Origin of the sequence: Ideonella sp. (genome assembly GCF_041914305.1) — a bacterium.
GTDB lineage: Bacteria > Pseudomonadota > Gammaproteobacteria > Burkholderiales > Burkholderiaceae_C > Ideonella.
This window is the reverse complement of the sequence record NZ_JAYSDQ010000021.1, coordinates 46878-64597: the sequence shown is the minus strand read 5'-3', so window position 1 is coordinate 64597 and position 17720 is coordinate 46878. Positions and strand designations below refer to the sequence as shown.

The window sequence follows — 17720 nt, the reverse complement described above, 5'->3', positions numbered from 1 at the left end:
GTCGCCTCGGCGGCAAGGTAGGCCAATCAAGCTGGCTAGACTGCGCCGATCGATTTCAAAGGAGACCCCTCGATGATCACGCTGTGCGGCTTTGCCGTCTCGAACTACTACAACAAGGTCAAGATGGTGCTGCTCGAAAAGGGCATCGCCTTCACCGAGGAATACGTCGGCACCGGCGCCAAGGACGACACCACGCTCAACGCCTCGCCGCTGGGCAAGGTGCCGTTCATCCGGCTCGAAGACGGCCGCACGCTGTGCGAGAGCGAGGTCATCGTCGAGTACCTCGAAGCCGCCTACCCGGCGCCCGCGCTGGTGCCGGCCGACCCGTGGGCCGCGGCCAAGGTGCGCGAGCTGACGACCTTCATCGAGCTGCACCTCGAGCTGGTGGCGCGCGAGCTGTACCCGCAGGCCTTCTTCGGCGGCACCGTCAGCGAGGCCAACCAGGCCCGCGTGCGCAAGCTGCTGGAAAAGAACATCGTCGCCTTCAAGCGCCTGGCCAAGTTCGCGCCCTACGTGGCCGGGCCTGAATTCACCAGCGCCGACTGCGCCGCGTTCGTGACGCTGCCGCTGGTGGCGATGGCCAGCAAGACGATCTACGGCGTCGACCTGCTGGCCGAAGGCGGCATCGACTGGAAGCCCTACATCAAGCTGGTCGGCGAGCGCCCGTCGGCGGTGACCGTCTCGGCCGATCGCAAGGCCGCGCAGGACGCGCAGATCGCCGCGATCAAGGCCAAGGCCGCCGCCGCAGCGAAGCCGGCGGCCTAACCCGTCACGCTGACAGCGTCCGGCCCGCTCGGGCCCGCCGCGGCCGTCAGCGCTGGCGCGATCAGCCGCAAGTCGCTGATTCGCACCACACCCGCCAGGCCGCGCAGGCCGCTAGCGGCCGAGCCGCCCAGCCACAAGGCCGTGCCCGGCGCCAGGCGCTGGTGCAGCTGGGTCAGGCCCTGGCGCAACCAGCGCACCGGCAGGCTGCCGGTGGCGCTCAGGCCCACGATCTGCGCGTGGTGCCAGCCGGCCGCCGCGACGATGTCGTCGATCGGCGTCTGCGGCCCGAGGTTGACGCACCACGCGCCTTCGAGCGCGCACATCGCCTCTGCCATCAACAGCCCCAGCCCGTGCGGCTCGCCGGGCAGCGTGGTCAGCAGCACCCGCGGCGCCGCGCCCGGCACCGGCTCGGGCAAGGCCAGCAAACCCTGGCGCAGCACGCTGTGGGCCACCTCGGTGAACAGGTGCTCTTCGGCCACGCGCAACTCGCCGCGCATCCAGCCCAGGCCCACCGCAGTGGCCAGCGGCGCCATCAAATCGGTCACGAAGGCCGCCAGGCCCAGCCGCGTCAATGCTTGCTGCAGCTGCCGGCGCAGGCCCAGGCCGTCGCGGCGGGTCAGCGTGTCCAGCACCGCCGTGATCGTGGCCGACTGAACGGCCGACGCGCCGGGTTCAGCCCGTTCGGTGGCCGCGCCGGCCGGCGCCGGGCTGGGCGCCGGGTTCAGCAAGCTCAGGCGCCCAGCCTCGTCCAGCGGCACCACCCCGCCGGGCCGGTACCCCGCGCGCAGCAGCGACGCGATCTGGCGCAACCGATCGACCTCGGCCTGCGTATAGAGGCGCTGGCCCTGGGCATCGCGCGCCGGGGCCGGGAAGCCGTAGCGCCGCTCCCACACGCGCAACGTGTCTTTGCCCAGCCCGGTGTCGCGTTCGACCTCGGCAATGGACAACAAAGGGGCGGCAGAAGGTGGCGGATTAGACATGGTCGACAAGATTGTCATGGACAACGCCGTGCAAGACGCGCGGATTCCTTCTAAGATGCGCTTGCTCGATTGATTTGTCTAGGACAAACATGAAATTGCTCGTTGTTTTGCCGTCGCCAACCCGCCCGGCTGCGGTCGATTCGCAGAAAAACCCTCATGCTGGGCGGAACTTCGCTGCTGAGGGAAACTCCCAACGAGCAGGGAAGACCGCTTCGGCGGCCCTCCCGGGTCTGGGTTTGCGACGCCCGGGCCTGTCCTCTTTCGGCCGCGCAGCCTGCCAGTTCGACTGGTTGTCCCCCGGGAGCGCCTCTCCTCCTCCCTCCCTCCCTCATTCGCTCCAGGGCGCTGCGCGGCTCTCTTCTCTTCCCGCCCACGGGGGCTGCCGGTGATGGCCGCCTCCGTGGCGCCGCGCCGCGTGGCGGTGGTCGGCTCCGGCATCGCCGGCCTGTCGTGCGCCTGGCACCTGGCCCACGACAGCAGCCGCACCGCCGTCACCCTGTTCGAGGCCGATGACCGTTTCGGCGGCCATGCCCACACCGTCGACCTGACGCTCGATGGCATTCGCCATGGGGTGGACACCGGCTTCCTGGTCTTCAACGAGCGCACCTACCCGGGGTTGATCGGGCTGTTCGAGCGCCTGGGCGTGCCGACCGCCGGGTCAGACATGTCGTTTTCCGTCCAGGCCCCGGCGCGCGGGCTGGAGTGGGCCGGCAGCGACCTGAACGCCGTCTTCGCCCAACGCCGCAACTTGGCGTCGCCGCGCTTTCTGGCGATGCTGGCCGACATCCTGCGATTCAATCGGCTGGCCACCGGCATTGCCGAGCGTGGCGACGACCAGGCGCTGAACCAGAGCGTCGGCCACTTTCTCGACGAGCACCGCTTCGGCCCGCTGTTCCGCGAGGCGTATTTCCTGCCGATGATCGGCAGCATCTGGTCGTGCCCGATGGCGCAGATGCTGGCGTTTCCGGTCGGCACGCTGATCCGCTTCTGCCACAACCACGGGCTGCTGCAGGTGGCCAACCGGCCGCGCTGGTTCACCGTGGCGGGCGGCTCGCGCGAGTATGTGCGGCGCCTGGTCGCCAAGCTGCCCGACGCCCGCCGCCACTGCGCGGTGTGTGCGGTGCGGCGCCGCCCGCCCGGTGCGCTGGGTGGCCAGGCCGGGGTCTGGGTCGACAGCGACGCCGGCAGCGAGCGCTTCGACGCGGTCGTGCTGGCCGGCCACGCGCCGCAGAGCCTGGCGCTGCTGCCCGATGCCGGCGCCGACGAACGCGCGGTGCTCGGTGCGATCCGCACCCAGCCGAACCGCGCGGTGCTGCACACCGATGCGCGCCTGCTGCCGCAGCGCCGGCGCGCCTGGGCCGCCTGGAACTACGAGGCCGCGGCCGCCGGCGCCGAGCCGGGCCGCGTCTGCCTGCACTACCTGATCAACCAGCTGCAGCCGCTGCCCTGGCAACAACCGGTGATCGTGTCGCTGAACCCCTTGCGTGAGCCCGACCCGGCGCTGGTGCATGGCGAGTTCAGCTACGCGCACCCGGTGTTCGACCAGGCCGCCGTCGAGGCGCAGCGCCGCCTGCCGGCGCTGCAAGGCCGCGGCGGTGTGTGGTTTGCCGGCGCCTGGACACGCTACGGCTTCCACGAAGACGGCTTCGTCTCGGGCCGCCAGGTGGCGCAGGCCTTGTCCACCCAATGGGCCGACACGCCCGTGTGGCGCGACGCCGCGTGATGAACCCGCCGGCCACCGACCGCCCCCCGCAGCCGCTGCTCGGTATCGGCGAGGTGCGCCATGCCCGCTTGCGGCCGGTGCAACACGCCTTTGCCTACCCGGCCTTCTTCTGGCTGTTGCCGTTGCGCACGCTGCGCACGCAGCCCGAGGCCGCGCTGGCGCGCAACCGGTTCGGCTGGGCCAGCTTCCACGACGCCGACCACGGCGACGGCCGCGCCGATTGCCTGGCCTGGTTCGACGAGCTGCTGGCCCGCGAGGGCGTGGCCGATGCCGACGGCGAGGTCTGGCTGCACTGCCTGCCGCGCATGCTGGGCCACGTCTTCAAGCCGGTCAGCTTCTGGTACGCCCACCGCGCCGATGGCTCGCTCGCGGCGATCGTCGCCGAGGTCAACAACACCTTCGGCGAGCGCCACTGCTACCTGCTCGCCGGCCCGCAGCTGGGCTGGGGCACCGAGCTGCAGGCGCGCAAGGTCTTTCACGTCTCGCCGTTCTGCCGCGCCGACGGCCTTTACCGCTTTCGTTTCATGCGCACCGCGGCGCGCACGGTGGTGCGCATCGAGCACGACGACGCCGAGGGCCCGCTGCTGACCACCAGCGTCAGCGGCCGGCTGCAGCCATTGACCACCGCCAGCTCGCGCGCCGCGCTGTGGCGCATGCCGCTGCAGAGCCTGGCGGTCGTCGCGCGCATCCACCTGCAGGCGCTGCGCCTGTGGTGGCGCGGGGTGCCGTTCTTTCGCAAGCCGGCACCGCCGGTGCACAGCGTGTCCGCCCCGGACCGCGCCCCTTTGTCCGACCCTGCCGTTGTGAGCTCCCCATGAACACCGACACCCTGGCCCGCCCCGGCGTCTTCGGCGCGCTGCCCCGCACCGCCCCCGCCGCCGCCCGCACCGCGTTGCGATTGCTGCAGCGGCTGCAGGCCGGCACGCTGCACCTGCAGTGCCCCGATGGTCGGCAACTCGTCTTCGGCACCGGCGGCGCACCGCAGGCCTGCCTGCGCCTGCACGACTGGTCGGTCTGCGCCGCCACGCTGCGCAGCGGCGATGTCGGCTTCGGCGAGGCCTACATCGACGGCGGCTGGAGCTCGCCCGACCTGGTCGCGCTGCTGCGGCTGTTCCTGGCCAACCGCGAGGCGATCGACCGCGCGCTGTATGGCCACTGGTGGGGCGCGCTGTGGTACCGCCTGCGCCACGTGCTGAACCGCAACTCGCGCGCCGGCAGCCGGCGCAACATCGCCGCGCACTACGACCTGGGCAACCCGTTCTACCGGCTCTGGCTCGACCCGACGATGAACTACTCCAGCGCCTGGTTCGGCGGCGACGCGACCCAGTCGCTGGCCGACGCCCAGCGCGCCAAGATGCGCCGCGCGCTCGACGAATGTGGCCTCGGCGCGGGCCAGCGCGTGCTGGAGATCGGCTGTGGCTGGGGCGCGGTGGCCGAGCTGGCCGCCGGCGAGCGCCAGCTGGCGGTGACCGGCGTGACCTTGTCGAAAGAGCAGCTGGCCCACGCCCGGCAGCGCCTGGCCGGCCAGGGCCTGGCGGCAGACCTGCGGCTGCAGGACTACCGCGACATCCCCGAGACGGGTTTCGACGGCATCGTCTCGATCGAGATGTTCGAGGCGGTGGGCCGCGAGTACTGGGCCGGCTACTTCCGCAGCGTGCACGACAAGCTCAAGCCGGGCGGCCGGGCCTGCATCCAGTCGATCACGATCCGTGACGACCTGTTCGAGCGTTATGTGCGCGGCACCGACTTCATCCAGCAGTACATCTTCCCGGGCGGCCTGCTGCCCAGCCCGTCGGCCTTCCGCGCGGCCGCGGCCGAGGCCGGGCTGGCGGTGGTCAACGAGCTGGACTTCGGCGCCGACTACGCGCTGACGCTGCAGCACTGGCGGCGCGCCTTCCTCGCGCAAGAGGCGCAGGTGCGCGCCCAGGGCTACGACGACCGCTTCATGCGGCTGTGGGAGTTCTACCTCGCGTACTGCGAGGCCGCGTTCGAGGCCGGCAGCACCAGCGTCATGCAGTTCACGCTGCAGCGCGCCTGAAGGCCCGCGCCGTGATGCAACGCCGCCTGCTGCTGGCCCTGCCGCTGAGCCTGCCCTGGCTCGGCCGCGCCGAGGTCGCGGCACCGCCCGAGTTGCGCGGCGAATGGCCCGACGCGCCCGCGCCGCGCCGGCAGGGCCAGGGCCGGATGCGTTTTCTCGGCCTGCCGGTCTACGACATCACGCTGTGGGCGCCCGAGCCGGTGCGGGCTGGCGAGGCCGATCGCCAGCCGCTGGCGCTCGAGATCACCTACCGCCGCGCGCTCAGCGGCGAGCGCATCGCCGAGCGCTCGCTGGCCGAGATGCAGCGCGCCGGCCCGCTCGACGAGGCCACCTCGTCGACCTGGCTGGCAACGATGAAGCGCCTGTTCCCCGACGTAGGCGACGGCGACCGCATCACCGGCGTGCAGGTGCCGGGCCAGGCGGCACGCTTTCACCTCAACGGGCGCTTCGTCGGCGAGTTGCGCGACACGCGTTTCACCGCGCTGTTCTTCGGCATCTGGCTGGCGCGCTGGACGTCGGAGCCGGGCCTGCGGCAGGCGCTGCTCGAAGGCCCGCGATGACGCCGGTGGGCCGAGCACTCGGCGCCGTGCCCCCAGCCGGAGCCGGGGCCGCGCAACGGCCACGTCTTCCAGGGCTGTTCTATGGCCTGCTGGGCCTGCCGCTGGCCTTCGTCGCGCTGCCGCTGTATGTGCTGCTGCCGCACCACTACGCCGCCGGCCTCGGCGTGCCGCTGGCCTCGCTCGGCGCGCTGCTGCTGGCGGTGCGGGCGCTCGATGCGCTGCTCGACCCGCTGATCGGCCGCCTCGTCGACCGGCTGCTCGACTGGCCAAGGGCCCGCCTGATGGCGGTGGCCGGGGCGGCGGCGCTGCTGCTCGCGGCGGCGTTCCAGGCGCTGTTCTTTCCGCCGGTGCGCGGCACGCCGGCGCTGCTGGCCTGGGCCGGCGGCGCGCTGGTGGCGTGCTACCTCGCCTACAGCGGCCTCAGCGTGCTGCACCAGGCTTGGGGCGCGCGGCTGGGCCAGACGGCCGCCGAGCGGGCGCGGGTGGTCGCGTGGCGCGAAGGTGCGGCCTTGCTCGGCGTGATCGTGGCCAGCGTGTTGCCCAGCGCCGCCGGGCTCGGCGCGACGAGCGCGGCGCTGGCCCTCGCGCTGGCGTTGGGCCTGGCCACGCTCGGCCTCGCCCCGGCGCCGCAGGCCACCGGCGGCACCGCAGCGCCGGCCGGGTTGTGGGCACCGTGGCGCTGGCCGGCGTTTCGCCGCCTGCTCGGCATCTACCTGCTGAACGGTGTGGCCAGCGCACTGCCGGCGACGCTGGTGCTGTTCTTCATCCGCGACCGGCTGCAATGGCCCGCGGGCGAGCCCTGGCTGCTGGGCCTGTACTTCAGCGCCGCGGCAGCCTCGCTGCCGGTGTGGGTGCGCCTCATCGGCCGCCTCGGCCTGGCACGGGCCTGGGCCCTGGGCATGGCGCTGGCGATCGTGAGCTTCGTCGGCGCCGCCGCCCTGGGCGCGGGCGATGGCCTGTGGTTTGCCCTGGTCTGCGCCGCCAGCGGGCTGGCGCTCGGCGCCGATCTGTGCGCGCCGGCGGCGCTGCTGGCCGGGCTGCTGCGCCAGGCCGGTGGCCGAGCCGAAGGCGTGGCCTTCGGCTGGTGGAGCGCCGCCACCAAGCTGAACCTCGCGCTGGCCGCCGGCCTGGCGCTGCCGCTGCTGCAGTGGCTGGGCTACCAGCCCGGCCAGGCGGACCCGGCCGGCGTCTCGGCGCTGGCGGCGGTCTACGCGCTGCTGCCGTGCGCGCTGAAGGCCGCGGCACTGGCCGGCCTGTGGTGGGGATGGATACGACGGGAGCCTGACGCATGAAACGCACTGACCAACGATGGATCACGGTCGCCCTGGTGATCGCCGGCCTGGCCGGCTGTGCCGGCCCGACCCCGGCCGACTACGCCCACGAGACACCGGTGCTCGACCTGGCGAACTATTTCAACGGCCCGCTGCAGGCGCACGGCGTGTTCACCGACCGTTCGGGCAAGGTCGTGCGCCGCTTCACGGTCGCCCTGGTCGGGCGCTGGACCGGCGACGAGGGCGTGCTGGAAGAAGACTTTCGCTACAGCGACGGCCAGACCCAGCGCCGTGTCTGGCACCTGACCCGCGGTGCCGACGGCCGCTACACCGGCCGCGCCGACGACGTGGTCGGCACCGCCGAGGGCCAGGCGCGCGGCAATGCGTTGAACTGGCGCTACACGCTGGCGCTGCCGGTCGACGGCCGGGTCTGGAACGTCGCCTTCGACGACTGGATGTGGCTGGTCGACGACAAGGTGATGCTGAACAAAGCCCGCATGAGCAAGTTCGGCATCGACCTGGGCGAGGTCACACTGTCGTTCCACAAGCCCTGAAGCCCGGTGATGCCCTTGAACCCGCGGATCGACGACTGGCAGGGCCGGGTGGCCTGGCTGGTGGGCGCGTCCACCGGCATCGGGCTGGCGGTCGCGCAGGCGCTGCACGCCCGCGGCGCGCGGGTGATCGTCTCGGCGCGCAGCGAGCCCGCGCTGGCCGCCTTCGTCACCGCGCACCCGGGCGCCGAGGCACTGGTGCTCGACGTGGCCGACCGCGCGCTGGTGCAAAGCGCGGCCGATGCACTGCACGCGCGCCACGGCCGGCTCGACCTGGTGCTCTTCGCGGCTGGCATCTACCAGCCGCTGCGCGCGACCGAGTTCGACCTCGACACGATGCTGCAGCACCAGCAGGTCAACGTGACCGGCGCGCTGCACCTGATCGCCGCGGTGCTGCCGCGGTTGCGCGCGCAGGCTGCCGCGCGCCAGCCGGCGCACCTGAGCCTGGTGGCCAGCGTGGCCGGCTACCGCGCGCTGCCGAAGGCGCTGGCCTACGGGCCGACGAAGGCGGCGCTGATCCACCTGGCGCAGTCGCTGCACCTGGACCTGGCGCCGCTGGGCGTGGGCGTGTCGCTGGTCAACCCGGGCTTCGTGCGCACGCCGCTGACGGCCGGCAACGACTTCCGCATGCCGGCGCTGATCGAGCCCGAGCAAGCCGCCCAGGAGATGTTGGCCGGCTGGGCCCGCGGCGACTTCGAGATCCACTTCCCGCGCCGCTTCACGCGGCTGCTGAAGGCCATGCGCTGGCTGCCGACCGGGCCGTACGAGGCGCTGGTGCGCCGCGCCACCGGCCTTTGAACCCTTCGACCCTTTCGCCACGATGCCGACCGCCCACCCGCCCCGTCACCCCGAACCCCACCTGGCCCGGGTGGTCTCGTTCTTCGAGGCGATGGCCCCGGCCGACCTCGACCGCCTGGGCGACATCTACGCCGCGCAGGCCCGCTTCAAGGACCCGTTCAACGACGTGGTCGGCGTCGACGCGGTCCGCCGCATCTACGCCCACATGTTCGACGCGCTGCAGTCGCCGCGCTTTCGCATCGCCCAGGTCATCGGCAGCGCCACCGACTGCGCGCTGGTGTGGGACATGGATTTCGCGCTGCGCGGCAAGCCGATGACGATCCACGGCGCGAGCCACCTGCGCTTCGACGCCGGCGGGCGCATCACACTGCACCGCGACTACTGGGACGCCGCCGAAGAGCTGTACGCCAAGCTGCCGGTGCTGGGCGTGCTGATGCGGGCCTTGCAGCGCCGGCTGGCCACGCCGCCGCGCTGACCGCGCGGCTCAGCGCGGCGGCGCCACCGTCCAAGGCGCACGCCAGACCTGCCCGCCGGCCTGCAGCCAGGCGTGGCCCTCGGCCAGCGTGAGCGTGAAGCCCGCGCCGTCCGGCCCATGCACGCGCCAGGCCGGCGCCGCGTCGACCGACGGCGGCAGGGCCTGCGGCCAGGCTTGCCAGCGCCCGGCGGTGCCGGCCAGCATCGCCTGCCACCACGCGCGGCGTGGCGTGGCCATCTCGGCCGGGCCTTGCACCTGCCAGCCCGGTGGCCACTCGGCCGCGTCGTTCAACGCGCTCGAAAAGCGCGCCAACGGCGGCGGCCAGGTGCCGGGGGCCGCCGACTTGTCGGCCGGTGCGGCGCTGGTCGGCGATTCATTCGCCATTGGAGCCGCCGGTTGGGTCGCCGCCAGGGGCGCGGGCTGGCGGCTCAAGCGGCCGGTGGCGACATCGGCCGGCGCTGGCGCCGCGGCCACACCGGCCGGTGCCGCCGCCGGTGCCATCGCGGGCGCCGTGGCCTGTTGCGCCAGGCCGCTGCGGGCGCGCGCATCACGCGGCGCGGCATCGGCCAGCACGCCGGTGTTCGCGCGCTCTTCCTTGGCCAACGCTTTGGCTTCGGCTTCCAGCGCAGGGGCGGGTGGTGCGGTGACGGCCGGCGCGGGCGGCGGCGGCGAGGCCGTGGCCACGATGACGGGCGCTGGTGCTGTGGCTGGTGCCCGGGCGGGGGCACGGGCCTTGGCTACCGGCGCCGCATCGCGCCTGGCCGGCGCTGGCGCCATCATCACGACGGCCGGCGGTTCTGCCGACGGCGCCTGCTGCTGCTGCGGCGGCGGCGCGGCGGCCACCTCTTCACGCAGCGGTGCGGCCCGCTTGGCTTCGGACACCGCGGCCACCTGCTCGAACTCGGGCGATGTCGGCGCCGTCGACAGGTGCCAGGCCAGGTTCAGCGCCAGGCCGAACGCGCCGACGCCGGCCGCCGCCGCCCACAGGCGCGGCCCGCCGGCCTGGCCTGGTGCGAGGCCAAGCAGGCGCTGCCACCACGACGGCCGCGGCGGCAACGCGGCCCGCGCCGCCTGCAGCACCGCGTTGCGCAGCGCGGCGGGCGGCCGGCTCGCCTCGTCGGGCGCGTGCTGCAGCGCCGAGCGCAGGCGCGCGTCGGGGCGCAGTTCGTCGTCGTGGTCCGGCGGCAGCGTGCTCATGCCCCACCCCCTTTCAGGTCGGCCGCCGGCAGGTAGGCGCCCATGCAGGTGCGCAGCTTCGACAGGCCGTAGCGCAGGCGGCTTTTCGCGGTCTCGAAACCGATGCCCAATGCACCGGCCAGTTCGGCCACGCTCAGGTCGTCTTCATGGTGCAGCAAGAACGCGGCCTTCTGCGGCAGCGGCAACTCTTCGAGGCAGCTCAGCAGCCGCTGGCCGGCGCGCTGCCAGAACGCCAGCTCTTCGGGCGCCACCGCGCTCGGCGCGGGCCAGTCGAGCCAGGGTTCGCCGGCGGGCGCGAAGGGCGCGTCGCCGGCCTCGCCGGTGTCTGCATCGATGCCCCAGGCCTGCTCGCGGCCGCCGCGGCGCAGCATGTCGATCGCGCGGTGGTGGGCGATCGTGAACAGCCAGGTGCGAAACCGCGCGCCCTGCGGCGACCACTGCGGCGCGGCCTGGATCATGCGCAGCCAGGTGTCTTGAAAGACTTCGTCGGCCTGCGAGGCGAGATCGCGCCCCAGCAGGCGGCGCACGAAGCGGTACAGCGCCTGCTCGTGGCGCGCGTACAGCGCGTCGAAGGCCCGCGCGTCGCCGGCGGCAAAGGCGCGCACCAGGGCATCGTCTTGGGCGTCGTCGGTGATGTTGAGGCGGGCGTCGGTGGGTTTCACGGGCGCCGGCCAGTCTGCCACACAGCTCATTCAGGCTGATACGCGGCAGCCGGCCGTTCGGGGTCAAACCGGCCGTGGGTGTTTTCACCCGGGGGGTCGGCCAACCCCGCGCCGACAGCCCGGCCGTATCAAGCAGGGAACCCACCTCAAGGAGACCCTGATGCCACTCGCCCGATCGACCCGCCTCACCCAGCGTTGGGCCGCGGCCACCGCCCTGGCCTGCCTGATGGCCACACCCGCCGCGCAGGCCTTCTGCGGCTTCTATGTCGGCAAGGCCGACGCCGGCCTGTTCAACCAGGCCAGCCAGGTGATCATGGCCCGCGACGGCGACCGCACCGTGATCTCGATGGCCAACGACTACCAGGGCCCGCTGAACGAGTTCGCGCTGGTGGTGCCGGTGCCCACCGTGCTCAAGCGCGACCAGGTGCACATTGGCGACCCGGCGATCTTTGCCCGCGTCGACGGCTGGTCGGCGCCGCGCCTGGCCGAGTACCACGACGACAGCCCCTGCGAGCGGCGGCTGTACGAGATGAAGGCCGCCTCCATCATGCCGGCCACCGCCCCAGCCCCGGCACGCGCGAAGTCGGCCGACGCCTTGGGCGTCAAGGTCGAGGAGCAGTTCAGCGTCGGCGAGTACGACATCGTGATCCTGTCGGCCACCGAAAGCGATGGCCTCGAAACCTGGCTCGTCGGCAACGGCTACAAGCTGCCGCGCAACGCGTCGAAGGCGTTGGCGCCGTACATCCGCCAGGGCCTGAAGTTCTTCGTCGCCAAGGTCAACCTGAAGGAGCAGGCCAAGACCGGCTCGACCAGGCTGCGGCCGCTGCAGTTCGCGTTCGAGAGCCGGCGCTTCATGCTGCCGCTGCGCCTGGGCATGCTGAATGCGCAGGGCCCGCAAGACCTGGTCGTCTACATGCTGACGAAGAAGGGCCGGGTCGAGGCGAGCAACTACCGCACCGTGAAGCTGCCGGCCAACATGGACCTGCCGGTCGGCATCCGCGGCGAGTTCGGCCGCTTCTACAAGGCCTTGTTCGACAAGCAGTGGGCGCTTGAAGGCGGCCGCGCCGTCTTCACCGAGCATTTCTGGAACATGGGCTGGTGCGACCCCTGCGCGGCCGAGCCGCTGACGCCGGCCGAGCTGCGCGGCGCCGGTGTCTTCTGGCTCGACGAGCCGGGGCGCGCCGCCGGCACCCCGGTGATGCTGACCCGCCTGCACCTGCGCTACAGCCGCGACACCTTCCCCGAAGACCTGGCCTTTCTAGAGACCTCGGATCAGCAGAACTTCCAGACCCGCTACGTGCTGCGCCACCCCTACGAGGGCGTGATGAACTGCCCCGAGGCCGAGCCCTACCGCGGCCAGGTGCGCGAGCGGCGCGAGCGAGAGGCGCTGTCGCTCAACGAGCTGACCGGCTGGTCGCTGGCCGACAGCCGCAAGCTGGCCGGGCTCGAACCGGCGGTCGGCACCGACAACACCGCCCGCGGCTGGTGGAGCAAGCTGTGGCAATGAGCACCGCGATCCCGACCGCGCCGGGCGGCCTGCCGCGCGCCTGGGCCGCCTTGCGTGGCATGGATGCGCGGCTGTTCCAGCTGCTGTTCCAGGGCAGCCTGCTGCTGGTGGGCGCGCTGCTGTGCGACTTTGCGCTGCAGCCGCTGCAGGTGGCGCTGACGTTTGCGACCGTGGTCGCCACGCAGTCGGCCTGGCTGCGCGCCACCGGCCTGCAACAGCGCGGCCTGCTGTCGGCGCTGGTCACCGGGTTCGGCCTGTCGCTGCTGGTGCGGGCCGACAACCTGTGGGTGCACCCGCTGCTGGCGGTGCTCGCGATCTCGTCGAAGTTCGTCTGGCGTTACGCGTTCGTGCCGGGCCAGCCCGGCACCGGCAGCGCACACCGCTTCAACCCGGCCAACCTCGGCGCCATCGTCGCGGCCTATGGGCTGCCGGGCGCCTGGCTGTCGCCCGGGCAATGGGGCCACAGCGCGACCGCGGCGCTGGGCGTGATGCTGCTCGGCGCGGTGGTCTCATCGAAGGCGCGGCGCGCCGATGCGAGCTGGGTCTTTCTGCTGACCTATGCCGGCCTGGTCAGCGCGCGGGCGCTGTACCTGGGTGTCAACCCCTGGTCGATCTGGCACCAGATCGACAACGGCGCGCTGCTGCTGTTCGCGTTCTTCATGATCAGCGACCCGATGACCACGCCGCGCGTGGCGGTGCAGCGCGTCGTCTTTGCCGCGCTGGTGGCCCTCGGCGCGTTCGCCTGGCAGTACGGCCTGTTCAAGCCGAACGGGCCGATCGTGGCGCTGTTCGTCGCGAGCTTCGCGGTGCCATGGTTGAACCAGCGCGCGGCGCGGGCGCGGCAGGCCGTGACCTACCGCTGGTGACAGGCTCGGGTCAGCGCACGATCGGTGCGCAGGCGGGCTCGGCCAGCGCCTGCGCCGCCGGGGCCCCACGTCGCACGGCGGGCACCCGGCTGACGAAGAAGTCGACCTGCAGCGGCGGCGTGGAGCCAGCGGCCGCCGGCCCTGTCTGGCGCGGCGACACGCCGCACAACACCACCTCGTGGCCGCGCCATGTCTGCGCGCGCCGCGGCGCCGTCGGCGCGCCGAACACCATGCGCTCGGCCGGCGCGCCCTTGGCGCTCAGCTCGACGTCGACCTGCACATGGCCCGCCGTGATGCAGGCGACGCCGTTGGGGCAGCGCTGGTCGTCGATCGAGACCACCCGCAGATCGAAGCCCGCGCGCGGCAACACAGTTGTCGCACCTTGTTGCACCAGCACGCGGTCTGCCGGCGTCAGGCGCAGCGTGGCCCGCTGCACCCGCCCCGGCCCATCGGCGGGCAGCTCGCGGCCGGCCGGCGCGATGTCGACCAACGCCACCAGCTGATCGCCCATCCGCGCGAACGCGGGCGCCGACGGGCTGGGTTGGTCGCGACCCGCACCGATCGCCAGCGTGGCGGCGTAGCGCCGGCCATCGGCGGCGCGCAGCGTCAACTGCACCGCAGCGTCGCGCGACACCGCCTCCGAGGCAGAACAGCGCTCGGCCGTTCGGCACCGGCTGTCGCTCACCTCGTCCACGCTCAACACCGCGTCGCCCGAGCCGCGCGCGGATTCATGCGCGGCCAGGCTCACCGTGCGCTCATCGGGTTCGGCGCACACGGCACTGGCCAGGCCCATCCCACCGGCCAAAGCCACCATCACGGCGATCGCGCTGGATCGACGGCGTTGCTGCATGGTCCCCATCCCTCACCGCGGGCGCGTCCGGCCCCTGCGGCGCAGGGTCAAGGTCAGCAGGTCGCCCGGTGAGTTCAACCAACGCGCCAGTGGCCACCTTGGCCGACAGGGTTCTCGGCGCTCGCGCGGGCGCGTGGCCCACGCGGCCTCAGAGCCCGCTGCGCTGGCCTTCGGTGAGCGTGTCGACCTGGAACTTGCCGGTCTTGTCGACCAGCCAGATTTCCTTGTAGGTCGCCTTCGCCATGCGGGTGGGCGCCGGGAACTGGCCGATCTTGCGCAGCAGCGCAACGACCCACGGGCCGACCTCTTTCGCCGCCGCCGGCTCGCGCGTCAAGCGCACGTCGGTGACCCGGCCGCTCGCATCGACATCGGTCTCGGTGATCGCGATCGCGTACATCAGCGGCGGCAGCTTGCCGCGGTGGATGTGGGCGGGGAACGACTCATACACCCGTCGGGCCGCGTCCCGTCGGTACTCCTGGTCGGTCTGTGCCTCGGACACCGCACCAGCGCTGAGCGCGAGCGGGATCGGCACCTGGTTGAACTGGGCCAGCGCCGGAGAGCTGGCAGCCGCGCATGCGGCAAAGAGACCGGCAGCGAGGAGCGTGTTCATGCCCCGGTCTTCGTTCGAGTGCAGCGCAGCATTGAGCCGGGTGAACCCGCCCCAAATGCAACCAGACGCGACGCCGGTGACTTTATGGCGGATTGGGGCCCCCACGGCCCTTCCAGGGCGCTACCTTGCAGGCCGCGCCGAGCCAGAAGCTCGGCCCCTCGGTAGGCACGAACAGTCCTCAGGACTGTTCATGTCCGACCTCGGCCCCCCAAGGGGGCTCGCGCGGCGGACCGGCCAAGCCGGATCCGCGCACGCCACTTGGAGTGCGGCGGCTCCTGCGGAGCGCCGCGAGTGGGCTACCGCATCCAGCCTTTGCGGCGGAAGTACAGCAAAGGCGCGGCGACGGAGGCCACCATCAGGCCGATGGCGAAGTAGTAGCCGTGGCTCCACTGCAGCTCGGGCATGTATTGGAAGTTCATGCCGTAGACGCTGGCGATCAGCGTCGGTGGCAGCAGCGCGACCGAGGCGACCGAGAAGATCTTGATGATCTTGTTCTGGTTGATGTTGATGAAGCCGACGGTGGCGTCCATCAGGAAGTTGATCTTGTCGAACAGGAACGCGGTGTGCGAGTCGAGCGAGTCGATGTCGCGCAGGATCTGGCGCGACTCCTCGAACTGCTCGGCGTTGAGCATGCGGCTGCGCATCATGAAGCTGACCGCGCGGCGCGTGTCCATCACGTTGCGGCGGATGCGGCCATTCAAGTCTTCTTCTTTCGCGATCGCGGCCAGTGCCTCGCCGGCGGCGCGGTCGTCCACGTCCTGCTTCAGCACCCGCGCGCTGACCGCCTCGAGGCTGTCGTAGATGCCTTCGAGCGCATCGGCCGAGTACTCGGCGTCGGCGTCGTAGAGCTTGAGCAGCACATCTTTTGCGTCTTCGATCAAGGCCGGGATGCGGCGCGCGCGCAGGCGCAGCAGGCGAAACACCGGCAGGTCTTCGGCATGGACCGAGAACAGCACGTTGTTGTAGAGGATGAAGGCCACGCGCACGTTGCGCGGCGTGACGTCGTCATCGATCAGGAAGTCGGAGCGGATGTGCAGCTCGCCGTTGTCTTCTTCATAGAAGCGGGCCGACTCTTCGAGGTCGTCGTCGACGATGTTGTCGGGGATGCGCAGGCCGAAACGCCCGGCGATCCAGCCGATTTCTTCGGCGGTGGGCGCCTCCAGGTCGACCCAGACGGGCTGCACCTCGGCCAGCTCGGCCGCGGAATCGATTTCTTCTTGCAGCAGCCGGCCTGACAGGCGGCCTTTGTCCAGCGTGAAGACGTTGAGCATGTGGGCTCCAGCGGGGCGGGCCGACAGCTGGGGGCGGCACCGCGAAGTCACTCGGATGGGGTTGTTCGGTTCAACCGCCCACCCTGGCGACGACCACCGTTAGGCGCGGTGGCGGCTGGAGCAGGCGGTCACCGAGGGTGGGAACTGTCCACGGTGGCGTTTCAGGAGGTGAGGAAACAGCAGATTATCGCTCCGTCACGAGGCGGCGTTTCTGCACGAAACGACACAGTCTAACCGGGGTGGGAACGGTCGCTTTTTCTTGTCAAAGCGGGGTCCCGGGGGCACACTGGGTCGGACCGGTGGCGTCATCTCGGCGTCATGAAACCGGCTTGGCCTAAGCCGGTGCGGTGGGTAACCCTTTCCCTTGCAAGGAGGCCTCGATGAACTTGACGATCAGCGGACACCACCTGGAAGTGACACCTGCTCTCAGAGAGTACGTGCTCACCAAGCTGGAGCGCATCACGCGCCATTTCGATCAGGTGGTGGATGTGAACGTGCTGCTGACGGTTGAAAAGCTGAAGGAAAAGGAGCGCAGGCAGAAGGCCGAAGTGACCTTGCATGTGAAGGGCCGCGACATCTTCGTCGAGCAATCGAACGAAGACCTGTACGCGGCGATCGATCAACTGATGGACAAGCTCGACCGCCAGGTCTGCCGCCACAAGGACCGGCTGCAAGACCATCACCATGAATCGGTCAAGCGCCAGGACGCCAGCGCGACCTGAGCGCCCCAGGGTTCGGCTGGCCGAGCCCGCCTCCGAGGGGTCAAGGAACTCGGGAGCGGCCGTCGTTGCCTCCCGAGCCCCTCGGCGGCAGCCCCTGGCCACCGCCGCATCCTTCACACCCAGGCGACCCTCGTGGTCGCCTTGCTATTTGTTGACAAAGAAAATCGCCCACCGAAGCGGTGACTCGCTAGACTGTGTTGCTGCAACGCAGCATCGTCGGGTCAACCCCGGTTGAAGGGCTGACGTTGACGTCGTGTGGGATGCAACCGATTTCTATAATCCGCACCCTTAAAGCCGGAGGGATCACCGGCCGAAAGACACAGACGCCCATTGATCGTTGTTGTCGAAAGAGCCGTTCATGAACCGCCTTGCCGCCATCCTGCCCGTGGACAACGTGCTGGTGGGTGTGGAAGCCACCAGCAAGAAGCGCGCCTTTGAGCACGCGGGCCTGCTGTTCGAAAACCAGCACGCCATCGCCCGTGCCACCGTCACCGACAACCTGTTCGCCCGTGAGCGACTGGGCTCGACCGGGTTGGGCCACGGCGTCGCCGTCCCGCACGGCCGGGTCAAGGGGCTGAAGAACCCGCTGGCGTCGGTGCTGCGGGTGCAGAACCCGATCCCTTTCGACGCCCCGGACGACGAAGCGGTCAGCCTGCTGATCTTCCTGCTGGTGCCCGAAGCGGCGACCCAGCGCCACCTCGAAATCCTGTCCGAAATCGCCGAGCTGCTGTCGGACCGCGAACTGCGCGACAAGCTCAAGACCGCGCCCGATGCCGCCACCGTGCACCGGCTGATCGCCGACTGGGAACCGCTCAAGTCGGTGGCATGAGGCCCCCACGCTCACTGGCGCTCGCTGCCCCCCAACGGGGTGCTT

Annotated in this window: 19 protein-coding genes; 13 read left to right on the top strand and 6 right to left on the bottom strand. The window is 71.3% G+C overall.

Annotated elements, in window-relative coordinates; all coding sequences use genetic code 11:
* The first annotated feature begins 72 nt into the window (after window positions 1-72).
* Complete coding sequence (locus ACE3SG_RS23790; RefSeq protein WP_374568715.1) at window positions 73-765, top strand: glutathione S-transferase; 693 nt, start codon at window positions 73-75, stop codon at window positions 763-765.
* On the opposite strand, the gene ACE3SG_RS23785 is transcribed toward ACE3SG_RS23790, so the two are convergent.
* Complete coding sequence (locus ACE3SG_RS23785; protein WP_374568714.1) at window positions 762-1712, bottom strand: MerR family transcriptional regulator; 951 nt, start codon at window positions 1710-1712, stop codon at window positions 762-764. The two genes, ACE3SG_RS23790 and ACE3SG_RS23785, sit on opposite strands and share 4 nt — an antisense overlap.
* 421 nt (window positions 1713-2133) lie before the next feature.
* On the opposite strand from ACE3SG_RS23785, the gene ACE3SG_RS23780 reads away from it, so the two are divergent.
* The 8 genes from ACE3SG_RS23780 to ACE3SG_RS23745 are packed head-to-tail and all read left to right on the top strand — an operon-like array spanning window position 2134 to window position 9161.
* Window positions 2134-3468, top strand: coding sequence for an NAD(P)/FAD-dependent oxidoreductase (locus ACE3SG_RS23780; protein WP_374568713.1), 1335 nt, complete (start codon window positions 2134-2136; stop codon window positions 3466-3468).
* Window positions 3468-4286: a DUF1365 domain-containing protein gene (locus ACE3SG_RS23775; RefSeq protein WP_374568712.1), complete on the top strand. Its 819-nt coding sequence runs from the start codon at window positions 3468-3470 to the stop codon at window positions 4284-4286. Before ACE3SG_RS23780 ends, ACE3SG_RS23775 begins: the two co-directional genes overlap by 1 nt.
* Window positions 4283-5506, top strand: a complete 1224-nt coding sequence (locus ACE3SG_RS23770; protein WP_374568711.1) for a class I SAM-dependent methyltransferase — start codon at window positions 4283-4285, stop codon at window positions 5504-5506. The genes ACE3SG_RS23775 and ACE3SG_RS23770 overlap by 4 nt, the downstream gene beginning before the upstream one ends.
* Before the next feature lie 14 nt (window positions 5507-5520).
* Entirely contained in the window at window positions 5521-6066 is a 546-nt protein-coding gene (locus ACE3SG_RS23765; protein WP_374568763.1) for a chalcone isomerase family protein, read from the top strand.
* Window positions 6063-7358 carry an MFS transporter gene (locus ACE3SG_RS23760; protein ID WP_374568710.1) on the top strand — a complete coding sequence of 432 codons (1296 nt, stop codon included), beginning with the start codon at window positions 6063-6065 and terminating at the stop codon, window positions 7356-7358. The genes ACE3SG_RS23765 and ACE3SG_RS23760 overlap by 4 nt, the downstream gene beginning before the upstream one ends.
* Window positions 7355-7891 carry a DUF3833 domain-containing protein gene (locus tag ACE3SG_RS23755; RefSeq protein WP_374568709.1) on the top strand — a complete coding sequence of 179 codons (537 nt, stop codon included), beginning with the start codon at window positions 7355-7357 and terminating at the stop codon, window positions 7889-7891. The genes ACE3SG_RS23760 and ACE3SG_RS23755 overlap by 4 nt, the downstream gene beginning before the upstream one ends.
* Window positions 7892-7900: 9 nt before the next feature.
* Complete coding sequence (locus ACE3SG_RS23750; protein ID WP_374568708.1) at window positions 7901-8686, top strand: SDR family NAD(P)-dependent oxidoreductase; 786 nt, start codon at window positions 7901-7903, stop codon at window positions 8684-8686.
* A gap of 22 nt (window positions 8687-8708) precedes the next feature.
* Window positions 8709-9161 carry a nuclear transport factor 2 family protein gene (locus ACE3SG_RS23745; protein WP_374568707.1) on the top strand — a complete coding sequence of 151 codons (453 nt, stop codon included), beginning with the start codon at window positions 8709-8711 and terminating at the stop codon, window positions 9159-9161.
* 9 nt (window positions 9162-9170) lie between these two features.
* On the opposite strand, the gene ACE3SG_RS23740 is transcribed toward ACE3SG_RS23745, so the two are convergent.
* Together ACE3SG_RS23740 and ACE3SG_RS23735 are read right to left on the bottom strand one after the other, a co-directional pair.
* On the bottom strand, window positions 9171-10358 hold the full coding sequence (locus ACE3SG_RS23740; protein ID WP_374568706.1) for a hypothetical protein: 1188 nt from the start codon (window positions 10356-10358) through the stop codon (window positions 9171-9173).
* Window positions 10355-11020 (bottom strand): sigma-70 family RNA polymerase sigma factor, encoded by a 666-nt coding sequence (locus ACE3SG_RS23735; protein ID WP_374568705.1) that lies wholly within the window; start codon window positions 11018-11020, stop codon window positions 10355-10357. The genes ACE3SG_RS23740 and ACE3SG_RS23735 overlap by 4 nt, the downstream gene beginning before the upstream one ends.
* Before the next feature lie 160 nt (window positions 11021-11180).
* Here ACE3SG_RS23735 and ACE3SG_RS23730 point away from each other — a divergent pair, with 160 nt between their 5' ends.
* Window positions 11181-12527, top strand: coding sequence for a DUF2330 domain-containing protein (locus ACE3SG_RS23730; protein ID WP_374568704.1), 1347 nt, complete (start codon window positions 11181-11183; stop codon window positions 12525-12527).
* The gene (locus ACE3SG_RS23725) at window positions 12524-13393 is read left to right on the top strand and encodes an RnfABCDGE type electron transport complex subunit D (protein WP_374568703.1); all 870 of its coding nucleotides are present in this window, start codon (window positions 12524-12526) and stop codon (window positions 13391-13393) included. The genes ACE3SG_RS23730 and ACE3SG_RS23725 overlap by 4 nt, the downstream gene beginning before the upstream one ends.
* Window positions 13394-13403: 10 nt before the next feature.
* Here the strand turns inward: ACE3SG_RS23725 and ACE3SG_RS23720 are convergent, their stop codons facing one another.
* The 3 genes from ACE3SG_RS23720 to corA form a co-directional block, all read right to left on the bottom strand.
* Entirely contained in the window at window positions 13404-14243 is an 840-nt protein-coding gene (locus ACE3SG_RS23720) for a hypothetical protein (protein WP_374568702.1), read from the bottom strand.
* A 148-nt stretch (window positions 14244-14391) separates the two neighbouring features.
* Window positions 14392-14853, bottom strand: a complete 462-nt coding sequence (locus ACE3SG_RS23715; RefSeq protein WP_374568701.1) for a hypothetical protein — start codon at window positions 14851-14853, stop codon at window positions 14392-14394.
* Window positions 14854-15149: 296 nt separating this feature from the next.
* Entirely contained in the window at window positions 15150-16124 is a 975-nt protein-coding gene (gene corA, locus ACE3SG_RS23710) for a magnesium/cobalt transporter CorA (protein WP_374568700.1), read from the bottom strand.
* A 380-nt stretch (window positions 16125-16504) separates the two neighbouring features.
* Here corA and hpf point away from each other — a divergent pair, with 380 nt between their 5' ends.
* A complete protein-coding gene (gene hpf / locus ACE3SG_RS23705; protein ID WP_374568699.1) occupies window positions 16505-16846 on the top strand; it encodes a ribosome hibernation-promoting factor, HPF/YfiA family in 342 nt (113 codons plus the stop codon).
* A 358-nt stretch (window positions 16847-17204) separates the two neighbouring features.
* Complete coding sequence (locus tag ACE3SG_RS23700) at window positions 17205-17675, top strand: PTS sugar transporter subunit IIA (RefSeq protein ID WP_374568698.1); 471 nt, start codon at window positions 17205-17207, stop codon at window positions 17673-17675.
* The last annotated feature ends 45 nt before the right edge of the window (window positions 17676-17720 follow it).

Excerpts from the sequence above, each read along its gene's own strand:
- ACE3SG_RS23790 (WP_374568715.1), top strand. The coding sequence starts at position 73 with ATGATCACGCTGTGCGGCTTTGCCGTCTCGAACTACTACAACAAGGTC.
- ACE3SG_RS23780 (WP_374568713.1), top strand. The coding sequence starts at position 2,134 with ATGGCCGCCTCCGTGGCGCCGCGCCGCGTGGCGGTGGTCGGCTCCGGC.
- ACE3SG_RS23775 (WP_374568712.1), top strand. The coding sequence starts at position 3,468 with ATGAACCCGCCGGCCACCGACCGCCCCCCGCAGCCGCTGCTCGGTATC.
- ACE3SG_RS23770 (WP_374568711.1), top strand. The coding sequence starts at position 4,283 with ATGAACACCGACACCCTGGCCCGCCCCGGCGTCTTCGGCGCGCTGCCC.
- ACE3SG_RS23765 (WP_374568763.1), top strand. The coding sequence starts at position 5,521 with ATGCAACGCCGCCTGCTGCTGGCCCTGCCGCTGAGCCTGCCCTGGCTC.
- ACE3SG_RS23760 (WP_374568710.1), top strand. The coding sequence starts at position 6,063 with ATGACGCCGGTGGGCCGAGCACTCGGCGCCGTGCCCCCAGCCGGAGCC.
- ACE3SG_RS23755 (WP_374568709.1), top strand. The coding sequence starts at position 7,355 with ATGAAACGCACTGACCAACGATGGATCACGGTCGCCCTGGTGATCGCC.
- ACE3SG_RS23750 (WP_374568708.1), top strand. The coding sequence starts at position 7,901 with ATGCCCTTGAACCCGCGGATCGACGACTGGCAGGGCCGGGTGGCCTGG.
- ACE3SG_RS23745 (WP_374568707.1), top strand. The coding sequence starts at position 8,709 with ATGCCGACCGCCCACCCGCCCCGTCACCCCGAACCCCACCTGGCCCGG.
- ACE3SG_RS23740 (WP_374568706.1), bottom strand. The coding sequence starts at position 10,358 with ATGAGCACGCTGCCGCCGGACCACGACGACGAACTGCGCCCCGACGCG.
- ACE3SG_RS23730 (WP_374568704.1), top strand. The coding sequence starts at position 11,181 with ATGCCACTCGCCCGATCGACCCGCCTCACCCAGCGTTGGGCCGCGGCC.
- ACE3SG_RS23725 (WP_374568703.1), top strand. The coding sequence starts at position 12,524 with ATGAGCACCGCGATCCCGACCGCGCCGGGCGGCCTGCCGCGCGCCTGG.
- ACE3SG_RS23720 (WP_374568702.1), bottom strand. The coding sequence starts at position 14,243 with ATGCAGCAACGCCGTCGATCCAGCGCGATCGCCGTGATGGTGGCTTTG.
- ACE3SG_RS23715 (WP_374568701.1), bottom strand. The coding sequence starts at position 14,853 with ATGAACACGCTCCTCGCTGCCGGTCTCTTTGCCGCATGCGCGGCTGCC.
- corA (WP_374568700.1), bottom strand. The coding sequence starts at position 16,124 with ATGCTCAACGTCTTCACGCTGGACAAAGGCCGCCTGTCAGGCCGGCTG.
- hpf (WP_374568699.1), top strand. The coding sequence starts at position 16,505 with ATGAACTTGACGATCAGCGGACACCACCTGGAAGTGACACCTGCTCTC.
- ACE3SG_RS23700 (WP_374568698.1), top strand. The coding sequence starts at position 17,205 with ATGAACCGCCTTGCCGCCATCCTGCCCGTGGACAACGTGCTGGTGGGT.